Origin of the sequence: Candidatus Levibacter sp. Uisw_134_01, from assembly GCF_047717795.1 — a bacterium.
Taxonomy (GTDB): Bacteria; Pseudomonadota; Alphaproteobacteria; order Puniceispirillales; family Marisalimonadaceae; genus Marisalimonas.
In genome coordinates, this window is the sequence record NZ_CP159808.1 from 591,170 (window position 1) to 618,081 (window position 26,912).

At 32.3% G+C, this 26,912-nt stretch carries 28 protein-coding genes; 14 read left to right on the plus strand and 14 right to left on the minus strand.

Features of this window, described 5'->3' with window-relative positions:
• Nucleotides 1-18: 18 nt before the first annotated feature.
• Genes hydA through uraH form a run of 3 tightly spaced genes read right to left on the minus strand, consistent with a single transcriptional unit; the run spans nucleotide 19 to nucleotide 3,027 of the window.
• Nucleotides 19-1,425: a dihydropyrimidinase gene (gene hydA, locus ABXT66_RS03195; RefSeq protein ID WP_443644221.1), complete on the minus strand. Its 1,407-nt coding sequence runs from the start codon at nucleotides 1,423-1,425 to the stop codon at nucleotides 19-21.
• Between the two features lie 18 nt (nucleotides 1,426-1,443).
• Nucleotides 1,444-2,658 (minus strand): urate hydroxylase PuuD, encoded by a 1,215-nt coding sequence (locus tag ABXT66_RS03200; protein WP_443644222.1) that lies wholly within the window; start codon nucleotides 2,656-2,658, stop codon nucleotides 1,444-1,446.
• 15 nt (nucleotides 2,659-2,673) lie between these two features.
• Nucleotides 2,674-3,027 (minus strand): hydroxyisourate hydrolase, encoded by a 354-nt coding sequence (gene uraH / locus ABXT66_RS03205; RefSeq protein ID WP_443644223.1) that lies wholly within the window; start codon nucleotides 3,025-3,027, stop codon nucleotides 2,674-2,676.
• 69 nt (nucleotides 3,028-3,096) lie between these two features.
• Here uraH and uraD point away from each other — a divergent pair, with 69 nt between their 5' ends.
• Nucleotides 3,097-3,669, plus strand: a complete 573-nt coding sequence (gene uraD, locus ABXT66_RS03210) for a 2-oxo-4-hydroxy-4-carboxy-5-ureidoimidazoline decarboxylase (protein ID WP_443644224.1) — start codon at nucleotides 3,097-3,099, stop codon at nucleotides 3,667-3,669.
• Between the two features lie 10 nt (nucleotides 3,670-3,679).
• On the opposite strand, the gene ABXT66_RS03215 is transcribed toward uraD, so the two are convergent.
• The 3 genes from ABXT66_RS03215 to ABXT66_RS03225 are packed head-to-tail and all read right to left on the minus strand — an operon-like array spanning nucleotide 3,680 to nucleotide 9,734.
• Entirely contained in the window at nucleotides 3,680-4,384 is a 705-nt protein-coding gene (locus ABXT66_RS03215; RefSeq protein ID WP_443644225.1) for an aspartate/glutamate racemase family protein, read from the minus strand.
• Nucleotides 4,385-4,395: 11 nt separating this feature from the next.
• Nucleotides 4,396-6,741, minus strand: coding sequence for a molybdopterin-dependent oxidoreductase (locus tag ABXT66_RS03220; RefSeq protein WP_443644226.1), 2,346 nt, complete (start codon nucleotides 6,739-6,741; stop codon nucleotides 4,396-4,398).
• A gap of 41 nt (nucleotides 6,742-6,782) precedes the next feature.
• Nucleotides 6,783-9,734 carry an FAD-binding and (Fe-S)-binding domain-containing protein gene (locus tag ABXT66_RS03225; protein ID WP_443644227.1) on the minus strand — a complete coding sequence of 984 codons (2,952 nt, stop codon included), beginning with the start codon at nucleotides 9,732-9,734 and terminating at the stop codon, nucleotides 6,783-6,785.
• A 126-nt stretch (nucleotides 9,735-9,860) separates the two neighbouring features.
• Between ABXT66_RS03225 and ABXT66_RS03230 the strand changes: the two genes are divergently transcribed.
• The 7 genes from ABXT66_RS03230 (at nucleotide 9,861) to ABXT66_RS03260 (ending at nucleotide 16,745) form a co-directional block, all read left to right on the plus strand.
• Nucleotides 9,861-11,033, plus strand: coding sequence for a pyridoxal-phosphate-dependent aminotransferase family protein (locus ABXT66_RS03230; RefSeq protein WP_443644228.1), 1,173 nt, complete (start codon nucleotides 9,861-9,863; stop codon nucleotides 11,031-11,033).
• Between the two features lie 100 nt (nucleotides 11,034-11,133).
• Nucleotides 11,134-12,093 (plus strand): TRAP transporter substrate-binding protein DctP, encoded by a 960-nt coding sequence (dctP, locus tag ABXT66_RS03235; RefSeq protein WP_443644717.1) that lies wholly within the window; start codon nucleotides 11,134-11,136, stop codon nucleotides 12,091-12,093.
• Nucleotides 12,094-12,148: 55 nt separating this feature from the next.
• Nucleotides 12,149-12,661, plus strand: a complete 513-nt coding sequence (locus ABXT66_RS03240; protein WP_443644229.1) for a TRAP transporter small permease — start codon at nucleotides 12,149-12,151, stop codon at nucleotides 12,659-12,661.
• 1 nt (nucleotide 12,662) lies between these two features.
• The gene (locus ABXT66_RS03245; RefSeq protein WP_443644230.1) at nucleotides 12,663-13,979 is read left to right on the plus strand and encodes a TRAP transporter large permease; all 1,317 of its coding nucleotides are present in this window, start codon (nucleotides 12,663-12,665) and stop codon (nucleotides 13,977-13,979) included.
• Nucleotides 13,976-15,280 carry a malonyl-CoA decarboxylase domain-containing protein gene (locus ABXT66_RS03250; protein WP_443644231.1) on the plus strand — a complete coding sequence of 435 codons (1,305 nt, stop codon included), beginning with the start codon at nucleotides 13,976-13,978 and terminating at the stop codon, nucleotides 15,278-15,280. The genes ABXT66_RS03245 and ABXT66_RS03250 overlap by 4 nt, the downstream gene beginning before the upstream one ends.
• A 20-nt stretch (nucleotides 15,281-15,300) precedes the next feature.
• Entirely contained in the window at nucleotides 15,301-15,690 is a 390-nt protein-coding gene (locus tag ABXT66_RS03255) for a hypothetical protein (RefSeq protein WP_443644232.1), read from the plus strand.
• Between the two features lie 26 nt (nucleotides 15,691-15,716).
• Complete coding sequence (locus tag ABXT66_RS03260; protein WP_443644233.1) at nucleotides 15,717-16,745, plus strand: Ldh family oxidoreductase; 1,029 nt, start codon at nucleotides 15,717-15,719, stop codon at nucleotides 16,743-16,745.
• Nucleotides 16,746-16,755: 10 nt separating this feature from the next.
• Here ABXT66_RS03260 and hpaR read toward each other — a convergent pair whose 3' ends face one another.
• A complete protein-coding gene (gene hpaR, locus ABXT66_RS03265) occupies nucleotides 16,756-17,205 on the minus strand; it encodes a homoprotocatechuate degradation operon regulator HpaR (protein WP_443644234.1) in 450 nt (149 codons plus the stop codon).
• Nucleotides 17,206-17,468: 263 nt separating this feature from the next.
• Here hpaR and ABXT66_RS03270 point away from each other — a divergent pair, with 263 nt between their 5' ends.
• Nucleotides 17,469-18,254 carry an HpcH/HpaI aldolase family protein gene (locus ABXT66_RS03270; protein WP_443644235.1) on the plus strand — a complete coding sequence of 262 codons (786 nt, stop codon included), beginning with the start codon at nucleotides 17,469-17,471 and terminating at the stop codon, nucleotides 18,252-18,254.
• 20 nt (nucleotides 18,255-18,274) lie between these two features.
• Nucleotides 18,275-19,411 carry an NADH:flavin oxidoreductase/NADH oxidase gene (locus ABXT66_RS03275; protein WP_443644236.1) on the plus strand — a complete coding sequence of 379 codons (1,137 nt, stop codon included), beginning with the start codon at nucleotides 18,275-18,277 and terminating at the stop codon, nucleotides 19,409-19,411.
• 6 nt (nucleotides 19,412-19,417) lie between these two features.
• On the opposite strand, the gene ABXT66_RS03280 is transcribed toward ABXT66_RS03275, so the two are convergent.
• Complete coding sequence (locus ABXT66_RS03280) at nucleotides 19,418-19,744, minus strand: NIPSNAP family protein (RefSeq protein ID WP_443644237.1); 327 nt, start codon at nucleotides 19,742-19,744, stop codon at nucleotides 19,418-19,420.
• A 94-nt stretch (nucleotides 19,745-19,838) separates the two neighbouring features.
• Here ABXT66_RS03280 and ABXT66_RS03285 point away from each other — a divergent pair, with 94 nt between their 5' ends.
• From ABXT66_RS03285 to ABXT66_RS03300, 4 genes are all read left to right on the plus strand, one after another.
• Nucleotides 19,839-20,126 carry a hypothetical protein gene (locus ABXT66_RS03285; protein WP_443644238.1) on the plus strand — a complete coding sequence of 96 codons (288 nt, stop codon included), beginning with the start codon at nucleotides 19,839-19,841 and terminating at the stop codon, nucleotides 20,124-20,126.
• A complete protein-coding gene (locus ABXT66_RS03290) occupies nucleotides 20,123-20,557 on the plus strand; it encodes a YaiI/YqxD family protein (RefSeq protein ID WP_443644239.1) in 435 nt (144 codons plus the stop codon). Before ABXT66_RS03285 ends, ABXT66_RS03290 begins: the two co-directional genes overlap by 4 nt.
• A gap of 245 nt (nucleotides 20,558-20,802) precedes the next feature.
• A complete protein-coding gene (locus ABXT66_RS03295) occupies nucleotides 20,803-21,009 on the plus strand; it encodes a cold-shock protein (RefSeq protein ID WP_443644240.1) in 207 nt (68 codons plus the stop codon).
• 129 nt (nucleotides 21,010-21,138) lie between these two features.
• Nucleotides 21,139-21,711, plus strand: a complete 573-nt coding sequence (locus ABXT66_RS03300) for a cupin domain-containing protein (protein WP_443644241.1) — start codon at nucleotides 21,139-21,141, stop codon at nucleotides 21,709-21,711.
• Between the two features lie 37 nt (nucleotides 21,712-21,748).
• On the opposite strand, the gene ABXT66_RS03305 is transcribed toward ABXT66_RS03300, so the two are convergent.
• From ABXT66_RS03305 to thiM, 6 genes are all read right to left on the minus strand, one after another.
• The gene (locus tag ABXT66_RS03305) at nucleotides 21,749-22,630 is read right to left on the minus strand and encodes a DMT family transporter (protein ID WP_443644242.1); all 882 of its coding nucleotides are present in this window, start codon (nucleotides 22,628-22,630) and stop codon (nucleotides 21,749-21,751) included.
• A gap of 208 nt (nucleotides 22,631-22,838) precedes the next feature.
• On the minus strand, nucleotides 22,839-23,093 hold the full coding sequence (locus tag ABXT66_RS03310; RefSeq protein ID WP_443642869.1) for a DUF1127 domain-containing protein: 255 nt from the start codon (nucleotides 23,091-23,093) through the stop codon (nucleotides 22,839-22,841).
• Between the two features lie 206 nt (nucleotides 23,094-23,299).
• On the minus strand, nucleotides 23,300-24,535 hold the full coding sequence (locus tag ABXT66_RS03315; RefSeq protein WP_443644243.1) for an MFS transporter: 1,236 nt from the start codon (nucleotides 24,533-24,535) through the stop codon (nucleotides 23,300-23,302).
• A 24-nt stretch (nucleotides 24,536-24,559) separates the two neighbouring features.
• A complete protein-coding gene (locus ABXT66_RS03320; protein ID WP_443644244.1) occupies nucleotides 24,560-25,402 on the minus strand; it encodes an SDR family NAD(P)-dependent oxidoreductase in 843 nt (280 codons plus the stop codon).
• Between the two features lie 4 nt (nucleotides 25,403-25,406).
• On the minus strand, nucleotides 25,407-26,063 hold the full coding sequence (thiE, locus tag ABXT66_RS03325) for a thiamine phosphate synthase (RefSeq protein WP_443644245.1): 657 nt from the start codon (nucleotides 26,061-26,063) through the stop codon (nucleotides 25,407-25,409).
• The gene (thiM, locus tag ABXT66_RS03330; protein ID WP_443644246.1) at nucleotides 26,056-26,874 is read right to left on the minus strand and encodes a hydroxyethylthiazole kinase; all 819 of its coding nucleotides are present in this window, start codon (nucleotides 26,872-26,874) and stop codon (nucleotides 26,056-26,058) included. The genes thiE and thiM overlap by 8 nt, the downstream gene beginning before the upstream one ends.
• Nucleotides 26,875-26,912: the final 38 nt, after the last annotated feature.

Genomic DNA, 26,912 nt, shown 5'->3' on the forward strand with positions numbered 1-26,912 from the left:
ATTATTAATCCTAATTATTTAGAGTAAACAAAAGTCTCTTGAAACATATCTACCAAGATTTTTTTGTGTAATAAATTTATTATCTTCATAAATTTTCTGACCTCTTAACCAAGTCTGTATTGGCCAGCCCTTAATTTCTAAGTTTTCATAAGGTGTATAATCAGATCCATGATGTAGGTCAGCTTGTTTTATTTTTTTTACCTTATTTGGATCCCAAATAGTTAAATCTGCATCACTTCCGATTTTAATAGAACCTTTTTGAGGGTATAATCCATACATTTTAGCAGGATTTGTAGAGGTCAATTCTACAAATCTCTCAATTGAAATTCTGTTTTTGCTTACGCCTTCTGAAAATAAGATTGGAAGTCTGGTTTCTACACCAGGTATCCCATTAGGAACCCATTTGAAGGAAGTCCTTGCTCCTGGTCGATCTTTTCCTTTTTTATCTTTAAACTTAAAAGGGCAGTGATCTGAGGAAAAAATATCAAACGTTCCGTCTATAATTCCTTCCCAAATTGCTTCTTGACTTTCTCTATCTCTTGGAGGAGGAGAGCATACATACTTAGCCCCCTCAAAATCCATATTAAGTCCTTTCATATCATCTTCAGTTAGGCAAATGTATTGAGGACATGTTTCTGAAAAAACCTTTATACCATTTTCTTTAGCCCATTTTATCTGCGACAAAGCTTCATTGCCTGATACATGAACTATTACAATGGGTATATCAACAATTTGTGCATGGCTAATGGCTCTATGAGTAGCTTCTCTTTCTACAATTTGAGGTCTTGATAATCCATGATAGTAAGGGGCTAGTTTACCTTCATCTTCTAATTTTTTTGTTAAATATCTTATCGCATCATAACCTTCTGCATGAACCATAACCAAGGTTTTTTCTTTTTTTGCAACTTCAAAAACTTTTAATAGTTCTTCATCATTAAGCACAAGATCATCGTATGTCATGAAAACTTTGAAAGAAGTATATCCGTCTCTAGCTAATGCAGGTAGCTCTTGGCCTAACACTTGCGCTGATGGGTCACTAATTATCAAGTGAAAAGAAGTGTCCACAAATAAATTATCCTTAGCTTTCGCATGATAATTTTTTACACATTCTCTCAATGATTGTCCTTTTTCTTGCATAGCAAAAGGTAATACTGTTGTAGATCCTCCAGCTGCTGCAGATTTAGTAGCGCTTTGAAAATTATCAGCCATTTCTACATCAGGTCCAGAAGGTTGATCAATGTGTACGTGTGCGTCTATTCCACCTGGTAGTATAATTAAATCGGTAGCATCTTCTATGTTTTTGGCATTGCTATTCAATTGGCCTAATGCACAAATTTTCCCCTCAAAGATGCCTATATCACAATTTTCTATACCTTTTTCTGTAACCACTCTACCATTAGTGAGAATAACATCTAGATTTTCCATATGTATTTTCCATTACTATTATTTGTTTTTTGTTAGATTTAATATTGTTAAATAAAGTTCTTCAATTTGAGCTCTTTCGTGATTTTCTAAAAATGAAACATTACCTGGTGGCATTGCGAATGAAGCAACTGATTGAGAATATATATTTTCAATATTCATCAGAATGTCTTCAGTGGTCTCAAGCATTACCTGCTTTGGAGCACTGTGCATATTGTCCCATAATGGTTCCTTTGCGTGACACATAGAACATTTTGAAATTATAATCTCTTGAGCATTTGTTAAAATAGGCTCTGGTATTATTTTAATTATATGAGCATTTTGATTAGTCTTTGTAAGTTTGGGTTTACCTAAATTAGAAATGAACATTGATAAGGATAACAAAATAATTATTGGAAAAATTATCCAATATGGTGGTTTGATACCAGTATGTTTAACATTAAAAAAATGTCTTATTAATGCACCAATTATTAAGATAATAGGAATGATCAACCAAGAGTACTTTGTTGCATAAATTATTGGGTAATGATTTGAAATCATAATAAAAATTACTGGTAGTGTTAAGTAATTATTATGAAGAGAACGTTGTTTTGCTACCATGCCATATTTTGCATCTGGAGTTTCATTTTTAATAAGGCTGGCTACTACTTTTTTTTGTCCAGGTATAATAACCATTAAAACATTAGCAACCATTATTGTTCCCAATACAGTTCCAATCTGCATAAAAGCTCCTCTGTAACTAAAAAGCTCAGAATAAATCCAGGACATGATTGTAATTAAAATAAAAATAGACAGTATTAACGTGTAAACATTAGTTTTTAATGAAATTCTGCATATCATATCATAAACTAACCAACCAAATATTATTCCTAAAATAGATATGATTACTGCCTCATATTTTTCAAAATCATATTTGATTATGTCTATCATATATAATTCTGCTCCTGCGTAATATATAAGCGCTAGTAAAGCAAAGCCGGAAACCCAAGTAGCGTAAGCTTCCCACTTAAACCAGGTAAGTTCTGATGGAAGCTTAGATGGAGCAACTAAATACTTAACTAAATGATAAAAACCACCACCATGGACTTGCCAAGCTTCACCATATGACTTGGGAGGTAAATTTTTATTTTGTTTTAAACTTAAATCAAGAGCTATGAAATAGAAACTAGATCCAATCCAGGCAATACCAGCAATTACATGAAACCATCTTAAAATAAGTTCAAGCCATTCATTCATTAGAAACATCATACCTTAACTGCCTCTATAAGTACTGTAGCCAAAAGGAGATAAAAGTAATGGAACGTGAAAATGTTCAAGTTTATTAGTGATATTAAATCTAATTGGGATCTTATCTAAAAATAAACGTTTATCTAAATCAACATTAACATTTTTTAAATAATCTCCTACAAAAAACAATAACTCATACTCAATTTCTTCTAAATTGTCTTCAGTAATTAGTGGTTTATCAACTCTTCCATCTTGGTTAGTTATAAAAGTTCCAACCAAGTTCTTTTCTAACTTGTTTATTTTAAACAACTGAATTTTTAGATTAAAAGCAGGTGCACCTTTACTGGTATCTAAAACGTGTGTCGTGAGGCCAGCCATAAATTTCTCTATCAAATGTTATATAAAGTATGCTTTAATAATATAAACACTTTAATATTAGGTGATAATATGTCCAACAAAACTTTTATATTTTTATCTAAAAAAATTTCGAAGAAGAAAATCATAGAACTTTTAAGAAGTATATATGAACATTCTCCATGGGTACCTGAAAGGCTGTTTTCTAATGAAGTTAATGAAAATTTAAATAAAGAATATTTGCAACGAAAAATGAGGTCAGTAGTTGAAAAAGCAAGTAAACAGGAAAAATTAGATTTAATCAGGTCCCATCCAGAATTAGGAAACAAGCTGAAAAAGATAGATGAACTAACTGAATTCTCCAAGGAAGAACAAAAGTCTGCTGGGTTAGATCAATGTAATGAAGACGAGTTTAAAGTTTTAACTCAACTTAATATGCAATACAGAAATCAATTTCAATTTCCATTCATCATTGCTGTAAAAGGCTTATCAAAAAATGATATAATAAATGAAATGAAAAAAAGAGTTTATAATAGTAAAGAAGAAGAATTTGAAACTGCAATGAAAGAGATTCATAAAATAGCAAGTCTTAGGATTAATGATTTGACTTATTATGAAAGAGATGAAAATTTAACTAAAATAGATAGAGAAAATGAGTTGCTCTAATTATTTTTTTTTAAATTTTAAGGCGATTACTTCTTGTTAAAGGCTTTGTAAATTTTTTAATTTTAAGGTCTTGTTTTGAAAGATTTTCTACAAGTGCAGCAGCAGCTGTTACACCTTCAATTATAGGAATGTTAAATCTATCACTAAATATTTTTGTTAAATTTAAAATTCCAGGGCTAGTTATTATAATTGCCTCTGGATTATCCTCAACGATTGTTCTATTTACCTCATTTTCTAATTTTTTTATATTAGACTTAGACATTGTTTCCATATCCAATATGGGCACTTCTATAGATCTCAATGAAACACATTTATGATCTAGATCATATTTAATCAAATTATTCTTTATAGCTTCGTGAGATACAGATAAGTTTGTGATAATTGAAAACTTATTAGCAATAATATTAGCAGTGTAAAAAGCAGCCTCGCCAATGCCTATTACAGGTTTAGATGTGATTTTTCTAACAATATCTATTCCAATGTCTTCGAAGCATGCTAATATGAAGGCATCTGATGAATTATTATTTTCTATTTCTTTAACAAGTTTTGAAACATTTGTAGTTTCGAGGTAATAACTATAATAATCTTCAACAATAGACTCCTCACTCATATAAACTGTTGAACTTTTATCTATTACCCCAGACACGCAGTGTTTAAGTTTTTTATTTGACTGTACTGTTGCGTGAGGGTTGATAATACAAATTTCAATACCCAAGGAGACTTACTCTACTTATTTACTATGTTAGGTTTATTAAATATAGTAATTGGTGGTGGATCCTTCTTGTATTTTTTTATCTCAACCAATGTAGAGTGCGCTGAAGGACCTTGGGAAAGTGAAGACGTTCCAATATCTTCAGTTAAGACATTTGGGTTACCATGAATGCAAAAGCTTCCGTCATCCACTGGGTTGTACCATGCACCTACAGGTAAAAAAACAATACCAGGCATCACTTCTGGACTTCTTACTACACCAGCAAGGCATTTACCTCTTTTATTAAAAATTTCAACTATGTCACCATCTTTTAGATTTCGGAATTCTGCGTCTTTAGGATTAATTTTTACAGGTTCTCTTCCATTAATCTTAAATCTTTGACTTTCTGATCCATTATCGAGTTGGCTGTGTAATCTATTGTGAGGTTGACCAGAAATGAGTTGAAGAGGGAATTGTTTTGTAAGTGCTGATCCTAACCATTCATCTTGTTCTAACCATGCTGGGTGTCCAGGGCAGTCTTTATAATTAAAATCAGCTACAGTTTGAGAAAATATTTCAATTTTTCCTGATGGCGTTGTAATTCGGTTCTTAACTGGATCTTTCCTAAAATCTTCTAGCAAAATAGTTTGTTTTTTAGGAGATAATACCTCTTGAAACCCATTTCTCCAAAATTTGTCAAAATCAGGTAAGTTGAAATTGGCATCTTTAGCGCTCTGTACAGATACTTCCCATAGATGTCTCAGCCATTGGTCTTCATTACGTTTTTCAGTAAATTTTTCGTTAATATTTAGCTTTGCAGAGATAGCAGAAAAAATATCATAATCAGATTTTGATTCACCTACCGGCTCAATTATTTTATGCATTGGAGATATTGTTTGATCCCAGTGCCTAACACCTATGTCATTTCGTTCTAAGGAGGTAGTTGCGGGTAATACTATATCTGCATGTCTTGCTAAGCTGTTCCACCAAATCTCATTAACTATAATACTATCTGGTTGCTTGAACGCTTTAACAAGTTTTTTTAAGTTCATCTGATGATGAAAGGGGTTTCCGCCAGCCCAATAAACTAGCTTAATATCAGGGTACTTAAGATCTTTGCCATTGTAAGTTAAAGTTTTACCTGGGTTAAGAAGCATATCTGAAATTCTTGCAACTGGTATAAAATCACTTACTGGATTTTTCAATTGTTCTAAAGCTGGCCATTTGTGGTAACTAACAGGGTTTCCTATCCCATTTTCAGCGCTGTAACCTAGTCCAAAGCCTCCACCAGGAAGACCTATTTGCCCCAACATGCATGCTAAAACAGAAATCATCCAATGGGATTGCTCTCCATATTGTTGTCTCTGCAAAGCCCAAGCACCAGTTATCATAGTTCTGTTCTTAGACATTTGTTTGGCTAAATCATATATAATATTACTTGGAATGCCTGTTACTTTAGAAGCCCACAATGGAGTTTTTGCTTTTCCATCTGAAATCCCTTTTAAGTAATCATAAAAAACATCATACCCAATACAATATTTTTTTATAAAATCTCTATCTATTAAACTTTCACTTTCAAGTATAAACGCTATACCAAGCATCAAAGCTGTATCTGTTCCAGGTCTAATTTTAATCCAGTCAGCATTACTAATGATGTCAGCCTCCATTTCCATAGGGCTAATATTAATAAATTTTATACCTTTCCTTGCACAATCTTTGATAAATTGTTTAGTTGTATGTTTTCCAACACCTCCCGATGTGACTTGTGAGTTTTTTAGAGGTAAGCCCCCAAACATAACTATTAATTCTGAATTGTCTTTTATATTATTCCAGTCTGTATGTGTATCAAGAAATTTTCTATATGATAAACCTATTACATGAGGCATGATTGTCTCGCTTGCCGCATAAGAATAGGTGTTGACTGATTTAGTATATCCACCATAACAATTGAAAAACCTATGAAGTTGGCTTTGTGCATGATGAAACCTACCTGCTGAACCCCAACCATAAGAACCCGCAAAAAATGCTTTGTTTTTATATTTCTTTTTAATTCTGCTCAGCTCAAACGATACTATATTGATAGCTTCTTCCCATGAAACTGGGACAAAATCATCAGATCCGCGCTTTTCTCTGGAACGTTTGCCTGTAATAGCCATTTTGCCATTAGCTAATTCTTTTCTTATTTCTCTGAGATAGCCTTTACGAATATGAGGAACTTTAACTCTTAACTCATCATCTACAGTATCTATAATTCCTTTTGCAATATTAGATGGATCTCTATCTTGTCCGTAAGGCTTCATGCCAACAATTTTACCATCCTCAACCTCGGCATAGTAGCTTCCCCAATGAAAAGCGGTAGGTTTTTTTGTTCTATTTGGCATTTTGACCTCTATTAAATATTACGATAAATCTAATTACAGATTTAGTAAATTATATTTTCGTCTAGAAATTTAGAAACATGAATTGCATTCCTATTTAAACCATCTTTAATTTGACATCTACATGATGTCCCATCAGCAATAATGGTGATATCTTTATCAGATTTTTGAATTGCAGGAAAAAGTTTTTCGTTGGCCATTTTCATAGAAATGTCAAATGTGTCTTTACCATATCCAAATGCACCTGCCATGCCACAACAACTAGTTTCTATAGTCTCAACTTCTAAACCTTCAATTTTTTTTAATAAACTTTCGATTGGCTTTACTGCGTCAAATGCTTTTTGATGACAGTGACCATGCAATAATACCTTTTGATCTAATTTTTTAAAGTTTAATTTTTTGCAATTTTTTTCTAGTAATTCTTCAAAAGTGTATGAATTATTTTGTAGTAACTTTATATCGTCATCTTTAATTAGCGCAGGAAGCTCATCTCTAAAAGATAAGATACATGAAGGTTCTAAGCCAACAACTTCAATCCCTTTTTGCAAAAAAGGTAAAAAGGTATTTAAAATTTTTGTTGCTTCAATTTTGGCATTTTCAATCAAGCCGTTGCTTAAATAGGTTCTTCCACAACATAATGCTTTATTATCTTTTGAATTTGGAATAAAGGGAAAATATCCAGCTGATTTTAAGACCTTTATGGCGGATCTTATATTTTCTGGTTCATAATAACGATTAAAAGTATCAACAAATAATATGATTGGAGTTTGGCCATTAATTTTTTCAATTGAGTTTGGTAATTCATTATTTCTAAAGAAATCATTACGCCATGCTGGTAGTGGCCTTTTTGCAGTAAAACCAAAGAGTAACTCACTAATTTTGGCAGCGCCAGGAATTTTATCTCTTAGATTAAAAAGTTTAGAAAAGTTAGATGCAAACGCAGCATACTTAGGTAAGTAGGCTATTAATTTGCTATTTAAATTAAGACCATATTTGTTTGCATGTAGGTTTGATAACTCTATTTTCATTTTTGACATATCTACGCCTGTTGGACATTCGCGTTTACAAGCTTTACAAGAGACACATAACTTCATTGTTGCTGTCATTTCTTTACTTGTAAGTGCGTTATTACCCAATTGTCCTGAAAGGGCTAATCTAAGCGAATTAGCTCTTCCTCTAGTTGAATCTTTCTCATCTTTTGTAACTCTGAAAGATGGACACATAACTCCGCCATCTAACTTTCTACATGATCCATTATTATTACACATTTCAATTGCCCCTTGAAACCCACCAGCATTACCAGGCCATTGGGACCAATCTAAAATAGTATTAATATTTTTTGCGTTATATGAAGGGGCATATCTAAAGTAATCTCTAGCGTCCATTTTAGGTGCATTTATTATTTTTCCAGGGTTAAAAATATTATCTGGATCAAAAGCTTGTTTAATAGTTTCGAAAATATTAATCATTTTTTTTCCAAACATTACTTCATTAAACTCAGAACGTGCTATTCCATCGCCGTGCTCTCCTGAATAAGAACCTTTAAACTTTTTTACCAATTTACTAGTTTCATCTGCAATATTGCGCATTTTTGAAACATCCGTTTGAAGCTTCATGTTTAAAACAGGCCTTACATGAAGACATCCAACAGAAGCATGAGCATACCAAGTTCCTTTGGTGTCATATTTGTCAAATATTCGATTTAATCCATCAGTATACTCAGCTAGATCTTTAAGCTCGACTGCACAATCTTCTATGAAGGAAACTGGCTTTGCTTCATCCTTCATAGACATCATAATGTTCAACCCCGACTTTCTCATTTCAGTTACTTTTGCTTGTAAAGCATTGTCAATAACATCAATAACTCCTCCAATTTTTTTATTACCTTTCCATGAATATCCTAAATCACCCATTAATTGATGAAGTTTTTTCAATCTATGTTGATTCACACTCATGTCTTCTTCTGCGAATTCAACTAAAAGTAAAGATTTAGGGTTGCCTTTTACGACTGCTTCAACTGTAGGTTGAAATATATCAATCTTTCTTGCAAGACTAAGCATCGTATCGTCAACAAGTTCCACTGCTATTGGATCTAATGGAACAATATGTTGTGCAGCATCCATTGCCTCATAGAATGATGGAAAGTGACATATACCCATAATTTTTTGAGAAGGAAGAGGTGACAATTTAAGAGTAATTGCAGATGAATATACTAAAGTTCCTTCTGATCCTACTAATAAGTGAGATAAATTTATTCCGTCGCCTTTTTTACCGTTTGGTCTGGAGGCCATTGCATCTGGTAAAAGTGAATCAATATTATACCCGCCAACTCTACGAAGTACTTTAGGAAATTTTGTTAATATTTCATCTTTATTCTCTAGAGCTAGATTTAAAAGGTTATTTATAATTTTTGGAGCAAGTTCTTTGCTCGAAGCTATCTCTTTATCTTTAATATGCCCAAATTTATACGTTGAGCCATCACTTAATATTCCTTCTATTTCAAAAACATTGTCTCTCATCATTCCATATCTAATTGAGCGTCCACCACAACTATTGTTACCTGTCATTCCACCAATTGTTGCTCTGCTGGAAGTTGAAACATCTACAGGAAACCATAATCCAAATGGTTTTAAAAATTTGTTTAATTCATCAAGTACTATTCCAGGCTCGACTATGCATGTCATTTTTTCTTTGTTAAAATCTAATATTCTATTTAAAAATTTTGAATTATCTATAATTATTGCTTCATTAACAGTCTGACCACATTGAGAGGTTCCTCCTCCTCTAGCTAAAAGTGGAACTTTGGCTTCTCTTGCATAATTAATAGTATCTATCAAATCTGATTTTTTTTTTGGTATTAAAACACCATACGGCATCATTTGATAAATAGATGCGTCTGTTGAGTATCTGCCTCTAGTAAAATTGTCATAATAAATTTCTGCTGTTGTTTTATTCTTCAATTTTTTTAGTAATTGCTGTGAACTACCGTCTGGCATAAAAACCTCTGTCTCTGAATTAAAATTCAATATGGAAAATTTATTATTTAAAGTGTATGTATAAAGTAATTTATAAATAGTTTATTTTCAATGACAGATATTAAGTAAATAAGGAAATTTTTTAATATGAATAAAAGATATATGCCAGGAAAACATTTTTTACAATTACCTGGACCTTCAAATGTGCCTGATAGAATTTTAAGGGCTATGGATTATCCTACTATAGATCATCGTGGACCAGATTTCCCTTATTTAGCCAATGCCTGCCTTAATGGAATGAAAACAATTTTTAAAACAAATTCAAATGTAATAATTTTTCCAGCATCAGGAACAGGTGCATGGGAGGCGGCACTAGTAAATACACTTAATGAGGGCGATTTAGTTCTGATGGTTGAAACTGGTCATTTTGCCACTTTATGGAAGAAAATGGCTAATAAACTTGGAATTAAAACAGAGTTTTTAGAAACTGACTGGAGAAGAGGTGTTGAACCCGAAAAATTATTGGATAGATTAAAAAATGATATTGAAGGAAAAATCAAAGCTGTATGCGTAGTCCATAATGAAACATCTACAGGTAGTACTTCAAGAATAAAAGAAGTAAGAAATGTAATGAATTTAGCTAACCATGAAGCTTTATTAATGGTTGATACAATTTCGGGGTTAGCTTCTATGGAGTATGAACATGACGATTGGGGAGTTGATGTTACTATTTCGGGCTCCCAAAAAGGTTTGATGCTGCCTCCTGGCTTATCATTTAATGCAATATCGGAAAGAGCTATTCTTACCTCAAAAAAATCGGGCATGCAAAGATCCTATTGGGATTGGGAAGAACAAATAGAGGCTAATAAATCTGGTTCTTTTCCCTATACGCCTGCTACCAATCTTTTATATGGTTTAAAAGAAGCAATAAACATGCTTCACGAAGAGGGTCTAAAAAATGTTTTTAAACGACATGGTAGACACGCAAAAGCAACAAGGGCAGCTGTACAAGCATGGGGCTTGGAGGTTCTTTGCCAAGAAGAGATGGATTACTCTAATGTTTTAACTGCTGTTAAATTACCAGATGGACATAATGCAGACGAATTAAGAAAAATTATTTTAGAAAATTTCAATATGTCTCTTGGAAATGGATTGTCTAAGCTTGCAGGTAAAGTTTTTAGAATTGGTCACCTAGGTGATTTTAATGATCTAATGCTAATGGGTACATTAACAGGAATAGAAATGGGATTATCTTTAGCCGGTGTTCCGCATCAAAAGGGGGGTGCTGCAAGGGCTTCTGAGTTTTTAATCAGTAATTAGTTAATGATAATTTTATTGTTGTTTGAAAATATATTGATATAGTTTCAATTTATTAATTAATTATAAGGGGAAGATAATGAACTTTAAGAGTTTATCTATAATGACTATAGGAGCTATTGCATTATCAGCAACTGTTTCTGCGAAAGAGTTAAGGTTATCACATCAATGGTCAACAAAAGATGTTCGTCACAAATTTGCACAAATTGTTGCTGATCACGTGGCTTCTGCAAACGTTGATCTAAATATAAAAATATTTCCATCTAAATCACTTTTCAAACCCAAGGAACAATATAAGCCTTTAACTAGGGGTCAATTAGATATGACTGTTTTTCCATTGTCATACGCTGGCGGTCAACAACCTGCTTATAACTTAACATTAATGCCAGGACTTGTAAAAAATCATGATCACGCAGCTCGTATGAATTATTCACCCTTTATGGAAGAAATACAAAAAATTATGGCAACTGATGATGTTATGGTTGTAGTCCATGGATATTTAGCAGGTGGTTTTGCAGGTAAGGACAAGTGTATTACTGGTCCTAATGATGTAAAAGGTCTTCAAACAAGAGCAGCAGGAAAAGCTTTTGAAACTATGCTTGTAGGAGCTGGTGCTTCTATAGCTTCTATGCCTTCTTCAGCCATTTATAATGCAATGCAAACTGGAGTATTACAAGCTGCTAACACATCATCATCATCTTTTGTATCATACAGAATTTATGAGCAGGTTAAGTGTTATACTCCTGCAGGCAAAACTGCTTTATGGTTTATGTATCAACCACTTCTAATGAATAAGTCAGTGTTTGAAAGCTTAAATAAAAATCAACAAGAAGCTTTAATGGCCGGCGCAAAGAAGGCTGAAGCTTATTATTTAGCAGAAGCAAAAAAAGAAGATCAAGCTTCTGTAAATGTTTTCAAGAAAAATGGTGTTGAAATTAAAGAGATGTCAGCAGACGAATTCAATGCCTGGCGTTCAATAGCTAAAGAAACATCTTATAAGAAATTTGTCTCAGGTTATAAAGATGGGCAAAGATTGCTAGATTTAGCCTTATCTGTTAACTAATAACAAATAATGGCGGGATATATCTCGCCATTATTTTATTTCTATTAAAATTATTATGATTGATAACTATATAAAATTTTCAAAAAATCTATCTAGAATAGCCGGAGTAATTGCTGCATTTATGATTTTAACTGCCGTACTTATTACTGTAGAAATGATATGGGTTAGGTTTGTTTTAAATTATTCAACTGCATGGCAAACAGAAACTGTTATATACATGATGGTTGGCGCTACTTTAATTGGCTTATCTTATGTGCAGGTTCTAAGAGGACATGTTAATGTAGATCTTTTACCTATGTTAATTAGACCTAAATATCAGAAAATTCTAGCCTGCTTAACTAGTGTAACTAGTATAATCATTGTTTTTATCATGTTCATATATGGATTTGATTATTGGCTTGTAGCTTATGAAAAAAACTGGACATCAGATACTGTTACTGCGGTACCCTTAAAATACCCTTATTTAGCACTGCCCATTGGCTTTGGTCTTTTTTTAAATCAATTGATAGCTGATTTCATTTCTATGATAACAAATAGAGAATTGCCTTTTGATAAAGGAATTAAATAATATGGATCCTTTATCACTTGGTTTATTAGTTGCCTTTACAACCATTTTAATTTTATTCTCTGGTGTGTCCGTTGCTAATGGTTTGTTAATAGTTTCGTGTCTTTTTTTATTTGTGTTTGATGGTTTTCGTTCTTTAGAGTTGATGCCTGAAATTTTTTACGGCCATCTTGATAACTTCGCTCTTTTATCTATTCCAATGTTTATAATAATGGGTGCTGCTATATCTTCGACTAGAGCTGGAGCAGATTTATATGAAGCTCTAGATAGATGGCTTACACGTGTTCCTGGTGGATTAGTAATATCTAATTTAGGAGCATGTGCTCTATTTGCAGCTATGTCTGGATCAAGTCCAGCTACTTGTGCAGCTATTGGAAAAATGGGTATTCCTGAAATGAAGAAAAGAGGTTATTCAGACGAAGTTGCATCTGGGTCAATAGCTGCGGGTGGTACCTTGGGCATATTAATACCGCCTTCAGTTACAATGATTGTGTATGGTATTTCTACTGAAACGTCAATTGGACGTTTGTTTTTGGCGGGAGCTATTCCAGGTCTTTTACTTGTTTTTCTTTTTATGTTGTGGTCAATTTTTTCAACATGGAAAAGTGGTAATATTGATGCTTTAAATAGAAAAAGCTTCAGTTGGAAAGAACGTTTGGAAATACTTCCTAGAGTTATTCCATTTTTTGCAATAATTTTAGGAGTGTTATATTCACTATATGGTGGTGTTGCCACTCCTTCTGAAACAGCAGCAGTTGGGGCTATTTTATGCTTAATTGTAGCTGTTGTAATTTATAAACTTTGGGCACCAAAATCATTGTGGGTGGTCTTAAGAGACTCAACAAGAGAGTCTATCATGATACTCTTTATTATTGCAGCAGCAGGAGTTTTTTCTTATATGCTTTCAAGTCTGTTCATTACTCAAAGTATAGCTGAATGGATAGGGACTTTAGATGTAAATCGTTGGGTTTTGATGTTAACTATTAATATATTTTTATTAATAGCTGGTTTCTTTCTTCCTCCAGTGGCTGTGATTGTTATGGCCGCTCCAATTTTATTGCCTATAATTATTAACGCTGGTTTTGATCCTTATTGGTTTGCTGTTATACTAACAATCAACATGGAAATCGGCCTTATTTCTCCACCAGTAGGTCTTAATTTATATGTAATTAATGGAATAGCTCCTGAAATACCTCTTAACAAAATCCTTAAGGGTTCTTTGCCATTTGTAATGTGTATGGTTATTGCAATTATATTATTATGTATTTTCCCAGATATAGCTACTTGGTTACCAAACTATATTATGGGTGGTATAAAATGAGTAAAATGAAGTTTTTTCAAGAGTTGATTAATTCACTCTTTGATAAACCTATTAAAAGTAATTCGTTCAATATTTTTCAAGATAAAAGTAAATCTATTACCACAAAAGATTATATCGAAAACGTAGCTTCTGCAAAAGGAGAGGTTTCTGCCTTAGGTTACGCTGAATTGCTAATGAAACATTGTGAAGCATTAAATGATAAAGAGCTGTTGAACTTTTTTAAGTTAATTAGGGATAATTTTGAAATAACTTCTGATGAATTATCTTATGCTATAGAGAAATATCTACGTGCAAAGAACTCTGAAAACTTAGTTCAATTGATGAAAGTCGCAGAACCTAAGCGACGTGAAATCTTTAGAAGATGCAACGGAATATCAAGGGGTACTATAAGGTTAGTTAATCTTAGAAAAAGGCTATTAGGTATTATAACTAAACACCCAGAACTTAAAGCTGTAGATTATGATCTCGTTTATTTATTTAAAAATTGGTTTAATAGGGGATTCCTTATTTTAAGGCCTATAAATTGGGAAACTCCTGCTCATATATTAGAAAAAATTATAGCTTATGAAGCTGTTCACGAAATTAATTCATGGGATGAATTAAGATCACGTTTAGCTCCTAAAGATAGACGATGCTTTGCATTTTTTCATCCTGCAATGCAAGATGAACCTATCATATTTGTTGAAGTTGCACTTATGAAAGAGGTGCCTTCTAAAATTCAAGATGTCCTTCAGGAGAAAAGAAATGTCTTTGAACCAGAAGAAACAACTGTGGCAGTTTTTTATTCTATATCTAACTGTCAAAAAGGATTAGCAGGTATTTCTTTCGGTAATTTTTTAATTAAGCAAGTTGCCAATGATTTAAATCTAGAGTTTAAAAATCTCAAGAAATTTGTAACTCTATCTCCAGTACCTGGATTAAGAAAATGGATTAGTGATAAACACCCAAAATTTGCAAAGAGCATAGAAAAATTAAAGCGACCTGAACAATTTTTGAAAGTTTATGACAATATGATGGAGTATGTTGGTAAGTATTTTTTGAGCTCTGAAAGAACTGATAAGATGCCAAACGATCCAGTTGCAAGGTTTCATTTAGGTAATGGAGCATCCTTAGAGCAAATTAATTATTTAGGTGATGTATCGTCCAATGGGATAAATTTATCTGCCGGTTTAATGGTTAATTATCTTTATGATCTCGATAAAGTAGAGAAAAACCATGAATTGTATACATCAGAAAATAAAATTAATATTTCAAAAAATGCTAAAAAGGTATTATTAAAGTATACGAAAGAAACTCTCTAATTATGTTTAAAAGGAAAAAAATGACTATTTTAAAATATTTTCTTGTTTTTTTATCTATCTCTTTATTTTCTAATAATCTTTTGGCTAAAGAGACAAAATATAGTTGTAAACCTCAAAGTGCAGCTGCAGTAAGATCCAATGGTATTCAAGTTTTTAAAATTTCTGGTAAAGAAAAGCCTGTTGAAATAACCATCAAAGACGGAGAAGGTCTGAACTCGGGGCTCTTTATGGTAAATAATTCAAAATATGAAATTTTAGATTTAGGAACTGGCAAGGCATATGCTTTTGATAAGAATGAACCCTGGACACATATTCAAGATATATTTTTTTTAGATAATGATAACTTGTCATTCATTTTAGCTGCGAATGCATCTATTACGAGATATATTTGTGAAGAAAAAACAAAATAAAGCTGGATTTAAAATTTAGGCCTAAAATGTTTACACGCTCTCAATTAATGAAATTTTGTACATCTATTTTTACATCTTTTGGAATGGATGACGAAAAAGCTAATGATACATCAGATATTTTGATAGAGGCTGATATGATGGGTCATTCTACTCATGGTGTTAGACTGCTTCCATTGTATATAAAAGATATTGAAATGGGTAATATGAAAATCTCTGGTAAAGAGGATGTTTTAAAAGATCTTGGTAGCTCTATAACTCTAGACGGTAAACAATTACCAGGTATATGGTTAACAAAAAAATCTTTAAAACTTGCATCAGAAAGAGCAAAAAAGCATGGTACAGCTACGGTTCTTATTAGAAACAGTCATCATAATGGAGCTTTAGCCGCGTATATGTTACCAATTGTTAAGAAAGGTTTGATTGGTATAATTAAAAGCTCTGTTCCTTCAACGGCAACAGTTGCTCCATATGGTGGAGTTAAGGCTTTACTCTCGCCAAATCCTATGGCGTTGGCTTACCCTACAAATAATAATCCTGTAATAATTGATATTAGCGCATCTATCACCACTAATAATATGATTGCTGACAAAATTTCAAAAAAAGAAATGTTTGACTTCAATTGTTTGTTAACCTCCGATGGAACGCCAACTAATGACCCTTTTGAAGTGCAAAATAAAAATGGAACTGTTATGCCAGTAGGTGGTCTTGAGTATGGGCATAAAGGTTTTGGCCTAGCACTTGGTATTGAGGCATTATCTCAAGGTTTATCGGGTTCTGGGAGAAGCAAAAAACCCAAATCAATGAATCTCTCAACTTTTGTTCAAGTTATTGACCCTGAGGCATTTTCTGGTTTAGAAGCCTTCAAAGACGAGATGACTTTTCTTTCTCAACAATGTCTAAATAACGAACCTATTGATAAGAACAAGAGAGTTAGAATGCCTGGAGAAAAAGCTTTGTCGAGAAGAGATAAGTCTGTTAAAAATGGCATATCATTGAATCAAGATGTTATAAACACCTTAGAAAAACTTGGTGAAAAATTTAAAATAAATCTGTAAATAAACTGACTTATCTACCCCGCCATTCACTCACTTCCCCTAGTATATCTATGAGTGTTGATAATTTCTCTTCGCCATAACGTTTTTGAATAGCATTATATATCAATTCTACATCTGGTGCTATTTTATTAAGTATCTCTTTACCTGAGTTCGTTAAGCTTAAGTTAACTCTTCTTCCATCTTTAGCATCGACAAATCGTGAAATATATTGGTCTTTTTCAAGCTTACCTATAATTCTTGAGAGACTTGGAGCTAATATACAAGCGTCAAAAGCGACTTGTCCTGCATCAGAGTCTCCCTTTTCGCCTAATACCCTTAATACTCTCCATTGTTGTTCAGTAAAGCCATGTTTAGCTAAAACAGGTCTAAATGAGAGCATCATTGCCTCTCTAGCTCTTAACATAGCTATCGGTAATGATTTACTAGTATCAGGATAAGATTTGTTAATTTCTTTATTCATTTAAAAGCCCCCACCTTTTTGGGCACATTAAAGAAAAGATTTAATTAATAAAGGTTTTAAAACTTAACATATTAAATATTAGCGTGTTTTAAATAAAATTTTAATATGATCAATAGTAAAGTGACTAATTTTTTGATCAAATAAGAATATTGAATAGACTAAATCATATTATATGATTTGTATTTAATAATTGAAGTTAGATAATTTTTAATATGAAATAATAATATAAACATCTTAAAAAAAATAAATTAAGGCCTTAAATCATGAAAAATATTGCAAAAGATAAAATTTTAAATAATGAACTTTGTCTTGGAGTTGGTTTAAGGCAATCAAGAACAGTAGATATAGGTAAAATCATGGCTACTTGTGATTATGATTGGTTATTTATTGATATGGAGCATAATAGCATGGATATTGACATTGCTTCCCAAATTTCTGTTGCCGCTCAGGATGCAGGAATAACTCCTATCGTCAGGGTTCCAGATTTTGCTCATCATCATGCTACAAGAGTTCTTGATTGTGGTGCAATGGGAATAGTTTTTCCACATGTTGAAAATGCAGATATTGCTAAAAAACTTGTATCCTTTTGTTTATTTCCTCCTAAAGGTCACCGTTCTATGACAGGTTCTTTGCCTCAATTAAATTTTAAATCAATGCCAATTTCAGAAGTCGCAACTACCATTAATGACAATATGCTTATTGTTGTAATGTTGGAGAGCCCTGAAGCTATTGAAAATGTTGATGAAATAGCAGCAGTTTCAGGTGTTGACGTAATACTGATAGGCACGAACGATTTATGTATGGAAATGGGGATTCCAGGAGAATACTCGAATCCTAAAATAAAAGAAGCTTATACTAAGGTTATCAAAGCTTGTGAAAAATACAATAAAACTCCTGGAATGGGAGGTGTTTATGATGAAAAATTAATGTCCGAATATATTGGAATGGGAATGAAATTCATATTGTCTGGATCTGATCTTTCATTTATGATGAATTCAGCAAAACAAAGATCTCAAAATCTAAGATCTTTTCTTAAAATTAATAACTGATTATATCTGGAGTTTAAATAATGAGTGAAGTGGCTTTGTTCGACCCTATTACTATTAAATCTAAAGTGTTTAGAAACAGAATAGTTTTATCGCCTATGTGTCAATATAAGGCTGTTGATGGATTGGTAAGTGATTGGCACTTTCAACATTATTCAAGATTTGCTTTTTCAGGGCTTGGCGCTGCTTTTATTGAAGCGACCGGCGTGTCTCCTGAAGGAAGAATTGGTCATGGTTGCACTGGGATATGGAGTGACGAACATATTCAAGGCCTGTCCAAAATAGTCAAAGTTTTTAAAGAGTATAATTGTGTAAGCGGCATTCAATTAGCACATGCTGGAAGGAAAGCTAGTTTTTTAAGGCCTTGGGATGGAGCCTCGCCTATTACAAAAGAAGATTCTGATGAACCTGCATGGCAAACAATTGGACCAAGTGCAATCCCAATAAATGATAGCTCACCAACACCTAAAGAAATGACAATTGAAGATATTGAAAAAGTAAAAAGTGATTTTAAAAAAGCAGCCCAAAGGGCAGATAAAGCTGGATTTGAAATAATTGAAATTCATGGGGCGCATGGATATTTGTTACATTCTTTTTTCTCACCCATCTCTAATAAAAGAAATGACAAGTATGGAGGTAGTTTTGAAAATAGAACAAGGTTTGCATTAGAAACCGTTGCTGAAATTAAATCAGTTTGGCCTGAAAACAAGCCTATATTTTTTAGGATATCGTCTGTGGATGCACCAGGAGAAGGCGCTACTATTGAAGATAACGTCAAATTTGCTAAAGCACTCAAACTTGCAGGTGTAGATGTTATAGATTGTTCTTCAGGAGGTATAACTGGTTCTCCTATATTGAATAAATCAAAAATTATTCCAGGGTTCCAAGTTCCTTATTCTGAGAAAATTAAAAATGAAGCAGGGATAAGTTCTATGGCAGTTGGAGCTATTATAAATCCAGATCAGGCTAACGATATTATATTAAATAAAAGAGCAGATTTTGTTGCTTTAGGTCGAGAATTACTTGCTGATACTCAATGGGTTTATAAAGCAGCCACTTTTTTTAATTTAGAAAATGCCAAATCATTTCTTCCTGATAGTTATTCGTTTTATTTATCAAGAAGAGATGATTTTTTAGATAGATCGGCAAAACCTGCTTAGAAAAAATTAACTTGTTTTTAGCTCATAAAAGTCTACTGGTTTTAATAGTTTGTTTTCTTGAGACTCTAAAGCTCCTAATTTAGCGCTTTCTTGAGTATAATTTATCCAGTCTGGATCTGACCACATAGCAGCTCTTTTATTTTCTCTATCACCAGCATTTTTATAAACCCAAATATGAGTATACTCATTTGGATTTCCTGTTTCAGTAGTCGCAAAAAGTAAAGGGTTTCCCAAATGTTTTGACTGGGCTGGCTTTCCTAATTCACTGTATAATTTAAGATGTGACTTTATAGTTCCTGGTTTACATCTATATGTTCTAACGTCTAAAAGCATGACATTTCCTTGTAATAATTAAAATATTTAAATATTAACTTTATTGTATAAGAATGTAAAAAGATATTAGATATTAGAAACATAAGGTAAAAATATGACTATTGGAGAAAAAATTAATACAATAGAAAGGTTAGTTATTGATTCTTCGAGGGTTAGTCGGTATTTAGGTTATCCAAGGAAAGTTCCAATTTGGAAAATAAGTTTTAAATTACCAAAAAATTGTTATCTTTTTCGAACCAAAGACAATTCTGATATAGCATTAGAAATAGAAAGTATGGAAGGGTTTGCAATTATTCCTTCCCTTTCTAAAGAGGAATCTATTAGACGTTTGAAAACATTAATCCCCTCAGCTGATTTAAAGGGTGAGATAAATAGAGTATGAAAAAAATTTATGTTGATGCAGATGCTTGTCCTGTAAAAGAAGAAATAATAAGAGTTGCTAATCGTCACAAATTGAATGTTTTAATGGTGTGCAATGGAGGTATAAGGCCTTTCAAAAGTGACTTAGTAAAGCTTATTATTGTTTCAGAAGGCTCAGATGAAGCTGACAAGTGGATATATGACCAAGTAAGTAAAGATGATATAGTTATAACGGCTGATATTCCTTTAGCAGCTAAGTGTATCGCTAAAGAAGCTGTCGTATTAAAGCACGATGGTAATTTTTTAACTGAAAATAATATTGGTAATGTATTAGCTACAAGGGATTTAATGTCAGATTTACGATCATCCGATCCTTTTTTAAAAGGGAAAAACAAGCCTTATTCTAAAGCAGATAGAAGTAAATTTTTAACTTCGTTAGAAAATTTAATTTGATTATATTATTATTGTTACAAATATTTATTCCTATAAAATTTTACATATTTTTGGGTGATATTACTTTTCATTTGCAAAGTTATAAAATTTAGCATATATGAAGGTTAATTATCTAAGCCTGTAAAGGCAGTCAGTTTCTGACTAATACGATCGACTTCCTTGGTCATTTAATGTTCAATCTAGTCTAACGTGTTTTGATTGAACAACTACGCTTATGAAAATAAGTTTATAACAAGGAGCAAAGAATGCCTAACGGTACAGTAAAATGGTTTAATCCAAATAAAGGTTTTGGCTTTATAGAGCCAGAAGGTGGATCTCAAGATGTTTTCGTTCATATATCTGCAGTAGAAGCTGCTGGTATGAATACATTAAATGACGGAGCAAAAGTAAGTTTTGAGCTTGAAACCGGTAAAAATGGAAAAGTAGCTGCAGTTAATCTTCAGTCTGTTTAAACTATTTTAATAATATTTAATAAAAGGGCCATTGGCCCTTTTTTTTATTTTAAAATTATTTAAAAGAAGACTAAAATTAATAATAATATTTTTCTATTAAGTAATATATTAGAAGTGGAGGTAGTGATTATGAAAACACTAAAATTAACTGAAGAATATATGGAAAAAAGGGTTTCTAGATTTTTAAATTTAGAACCATTGCCAATACAAATAGATAAAAATATTCCTCAAGCAGGTAAAGACATTGTTTATGCCAGACAGTTACTTTCTGTGATTGGTTTAGATCCATCAGAAGGTAAAACGCCAATTAATTCTGGCGCGCCTATTACTGGGGCTGGAGGAATTACAATAACTTTAGCTAGATGTCCTGTTGGTCAAGGACCAGGATTACATAACCATTTGTCAACTTTTGAAACTTTTACAGTTTTAGAAGGAGAATTTTTAATCAAGTGGAATGATGATGGTTCAGAAGAGTTGAAAATCCAAAAATATGACACTATTTCAATACCGCCAGGTGTTTGTAGATCATTTACTAACGTTGGTAAAGAAGAGGGTCTTTTGCAAGTAATTATATCTGGTGGTGTTCATGATATGAACGATATTGCTTTTACGCCATATGCTGCAAAAGAAATGAACGACATAGAACCAAATTTGTCTAAGAAGTTTGAAAATATTGGTTTTAAATTTGATGCTGGTGTATGAATTATTTAACTAAGGATTTAAAAAATATTAATTAATTTTATTTTGTTTTTATTCGAGTAATTATAATTCCTGCTAATATAATTAAGAATGCACCTAAGATGGTATTGTCATCAGGTATTTCGTCATAAATAAAAAAACCCCAAAATGCTGCTAATAATACTGTTAAATATACAAAAGGAGCTGCAAAAGACGCGTTTATAACTTTCAATGCCTCTATAAAAAAGAAATGACCAATTGTTGCTAATGAACCCAAACAGAACATTAGAGCAAGTTGATAAAAATTAGGTGTTTCCCAATAAAAGAAAATAAAGGGGAAAGATAAAACGCTTCCACTGAAGGCTGTAAATAAAAGTGTTGTTTGATTACTGTCTGAAGTATTTAGGAATTTTGTAAAAATTGTAAAAAAAGCAAAGCACGTAGCAGCTAAAAAGGGGAAAATTACGGCATAATTAAAGACATTACTATTAGGTTTACTTATAATAATAGCTCCAATTAGTCCCACTATTACTATTATAATTTGAGTGAGTGTTATTTTTTCTTTTAATATAAAAAAAGCAAGTATTGTCGTTATAACTGGTCCTATCATATAAATTGCAATATTTTCAGCAAATGGCAAATATGCTAGGCCTGAAAACATAAAACATGTGGTTATAAGAAGTAGTGCTCCTCTTAAGACCTGTAATAATGGAAATTCACTTTTTAAATGCTCACCTGTCTTCTTATTAAAGATGATTAATAATAATATTAATTGTGAGCTATATCTTGCAAACACAACTTGAAATGGATTGAAGCTCTGTCCCAGTTCTTTAGCGGTTAATTCCATTATTGAAAAAAATAGATAAGTACTTATTAGTAACAAGGTTCCAATAAGAGAATTGGATAGATTTAAATCTAAAAGTTTTTTTACTACACTAATCATTGTTTAACATATTAAGCAATCTTCTATAATGCAATTAAAAATTCAAATCATGTCTTATCAAATAAAAAGGACGAAGGATGGGGGTCCTTCGTCCTTTGTTAATGAGATGACATAATAGCTACCTTGGGGGAGGAGTATTAGCTTTATGTTATGTCACCATCTTTATTAATATTCAAGGGAGGAATTACGAATATTAATTGTTAAACCTTTAAGCGGCTTCTTTGTCTTCTACCTTATTGTCTTGCTTAACAGACTTAGTTAGACCTAAGCTACCTGCAGGGAAGTCTACAACGTCAGTTATGTTAAAGAAGTCACCATTTAAAACTTGTTGTCTTGTGTATCCAATATCAGCTAATGTACGGTCATCTAAGCTTATTAAAGCTTGTCTAGTTCTTGATACTGCAATCTTGTCAAAAACAGTTGAGATAAATTGATTGGCTCTTGCTAAAAATGTATTTTCCATCGTCTTTTCACTTTTCTTTATAAAATTAAGAAGGATTATTCCTTCGTTGTTAATTATATACGAAATAAAAATAACAAAGAGAATATAGCAAATTGGAAAATGATTGTTTCCAAAATAGAAAGATTTAACATAATTGTAACATAATTACGTCTAATTAGGAAATAATATGGCCGGATTTGGGCATGAATAGGTTGAAGTGAAAGGTATTATATAGTCTGAAGTCTTTTTTCCTTTATGGGAAGATGAATAAGTGTTGAAAATGCAGACACACCTATGCCAATCCACCATACAAGGGTGTAATCACCTGTAGCGTCGTAAAGCCTGCCACCCATCCAGACACCTAGAAAGCTTCCTAATTGATGTGAAAGAAAAACCAAGCCATATAAAGTACCCATATAACGTAAACCATATATGTGAGCAATTAAACCACTAGTTAGCGGAACAGTTGCTAGCCATAGAGATCCCATAAAAATTGAAAACAATACTACTGATAAGGGAGTAATAGGAAAAATAATAAATAATAATCCAATTAAAGTCCTCAGGGCATAAACTCCTGCTAATAAGTATTTTTTCTGAAATCTTTGACCTAACCAACCTGCATAAATTGTTCCAAATATATTAGTAAAGCCAATCAATGCTATTGCAAATGCACCTAAACTTGAAGTGCTTGATACACTTAAGTAATGTAAGATACTAGTTGAACTTATAGCACTGCACATTTCAGTGATCATTGCAGGGAAGTGGGCTGATACAAATGCTAGTTGATAACCGCACGCAAAAAAACCTAAAAAAATCATAGAAAAATTAGGATCTTTGAAAGCGTTTCCTAAAACTTTCATTAAACTAATTTCTATTTCTTTTTTTGTAGCAACGGGGTTGTTTTTTAAGAAAGGAACGGCAAGCATTACTATAATTATGCTTAAGGCAAAAATAATAAACACTTGTTGCCAATTATATGTATTCAATAGAGCCTGAGCTATTGGAGCGCCTATCATTTGTCCAACTGAACCGGCTGCTGTAACTATACCTAGAGCCATTGATCTATTTTTTTCACTTGAAGCTCTGCCTACAACTGCCAGGATCATTCCCATACCCGTTCCAGCAATACCAAAACCTATAATGAATTCTAAAAATTGATGAGTTAATGGGTTTTGAGCAAAAGTCGATAAAATTAATCCAATAACGTAACAAAATGCTCCAGCAATTATTAATTTTCTATCGCCAAATTTTTCTCCTAAAGCCCCAAAAATAGGAGCTCCTATACCCCATCCAAGGTTTTGGATTGCTAGAGCTAGAGAAAATTCTACTCTGAGCCATTGGAATTCATTTTCTATAGGTATTTGGAAAACGCCAAAACTGCCTCTAATCCCAAAGGTGATAATTATAATTATTGAGCCTGCTAAAAGAACAGGAGTTATTAATGAGCTATTATATTTATTCATAAATTAACATGTGAAGTGTTTTTCTTAAAGTGTCAAATTATTGTTTTTAAGTATTTTAAGACTCAAGTCCCATAAGTTGTCTGCTGATTTATTATTTTCTGCAAAATTTGATGGTTTATTAATTTTGCTCTGATAAAAATATTCTCCTGAGATGTTTTTAACATCGTCACTTGTTGCAAGATAAATAATTGTTTCTGCGCCTTCTTCAACTTTAATAGCAAATAAGGTCATCAGAAATTTTATTATTAAGCCAATAACACCTGTATTATTTTTTCCAAAGCTTGTTTTTACAAACCCTGGATGAAGACAATTTACAGTAATATTATTTTTTGAAACTAACTTACTCAATTTCTTTGTAAAAAGGATATTACACAATTTAGATTTTTTATAACAAACCCAACCATTATAATTATTTACCATTTCTATGTCATCAAAATTTATATCCACACCTCTGTGGGCGCCACTTGCCACGTTAATTATTCGTGCACCATTTTTAATTATTTTATTTTTAAGTAATAAATTTGAAAGAATAAAGTATGATAGATGGTTTAGTGCTAATGTTTTTTCAATGCCATCTACACTTTCTAATCTTGAATAAAATAATGCTCCAGCATTATTTATTAATACATCAATTTTTTTATCAGCTAATTTTTCTCTTAATGAAGATGTTTCTGATATAGAAGACAGGTCGGCTTGTAAAAAACTAATATTTTCATTGTTAGTTTCATTGGTTAAACTTTTAATTGCCTGGTTACCTTTAGCTTTGTTTTTTCCAATTAAAATAATTTTGTTTTTATTATCTTTTGCTAAAATAAAAGCTGTTCTATATCCAAGACCACTAGTACCTCCAGTTATAATAATATTCAAAATTCTATTCCTTATATATTTGTTTTTTTAATAAAAGAAAATTTTCTAAAGGGTCATTTTCATTTAGAATATTAGAAATGACTGCTACACCTGATACTCCAAGCGCAAATAGATTTTCAATATTGTTTAAAGCTATACCTCCAATTGCTACTACAGGAAGGTTAGTTTTTAAAATTATATCTTTTAATCTTTTTTCTCCTAATGGGTCAGATGCGTCATTTTTAGAATTAGTATTATAAATTGGTCCAACTCCAATATATTTGACACATTTAGGTATAGACGCTAATTGCTTCTCATTAGTTATAGAAAGGCCTATTTCAACATTATTTCCAATTAGATTTCTAGCAACGTCTGGGTGCATATCTGATTGTCCAAGATGTACTATGTCAATTATGTCCTTTGCCTGAGAAGCCACATGAACATTATCATTGATACAAAGTTTTGTATTAGTATCTTTCATGGATGATTTCAAATCATTAAGAAGTTTCAGAATTTCGTTATCTAGTAATTTTTTGGCTCTTAATTGAAAAACATTTAAACCATTCAAGGCAAGAGTTTTTACTATTCTAACTAACGCTTGTTCTTTATTTTCATTATTCATCATGTAGGACGGAGAAATGTTTTCAGGTCCTGCTATAAAGTAAGAGTGATAATTAGACATTTTGAATGATAACGTTTTCCAAAACTTGCTTCGAAGTTAAGTTTCTTAAATTATCAAGTAAATTTACTCTCAAACTTCCTGGGCCGGGTGATGTTTTACTAGCCATTTCTCCAGCCAACCCATAAATTGCAATTATAGATGCTGTAGATAGAAGTTTATCTTTTCCTACTGCAATGGCAGCGCCTATTAAACAAGTTAAAGCACAGCCAGTTGCAGTAACTTTTGTCATCATCTCGTGTCCACCAGAAATAGAATACGTTTGCTTACCGTCAGTCACGTAATCTGTCTCACCTGTAACCGCAACTATAATATTATTCATAGTTGCAATTGATTTTGCTGCGTCTAGAGCCTCGTTTGAAGATGAAGTAGAGTCTACTCCTTTGCCACCACCTGCTATACCTGCTACAGCCATAATTTCAGAACCATTGCCTCTAAGTATAGTAGGTTTAAACTTCATTAATTCTTCTACATTTTTATTTCTAAATTTACTTGCTCCTGCTCCAACAGGGTCTAAAACCCAAGGAACTTCATTTTGGCTTGCTTCGTTAGCAGCCTCTTGTGCACATTCTTGCCAATATGGATCAAATGTACCTATATTAATTGTCAAAGCTCCATTGATAGCTTTACAAATTTGACTAAAATCATTTGCTTCTTCTTTTGCATGAGCCATTGCTGGAGAAGCTCCTATAGCTAAAAGAGCGTTTGCGGCAATATCCATAGAAACGAAATTAGAAAAATTCCATATTAAAGGAGATTTTTTTCTTATATCTTCTAAAAGTTCTCCTGCATTTAAAGCTAAATTTTTAGACATGGTATCCTAGTCCTTTAAAATAAATTTCATTATTAACA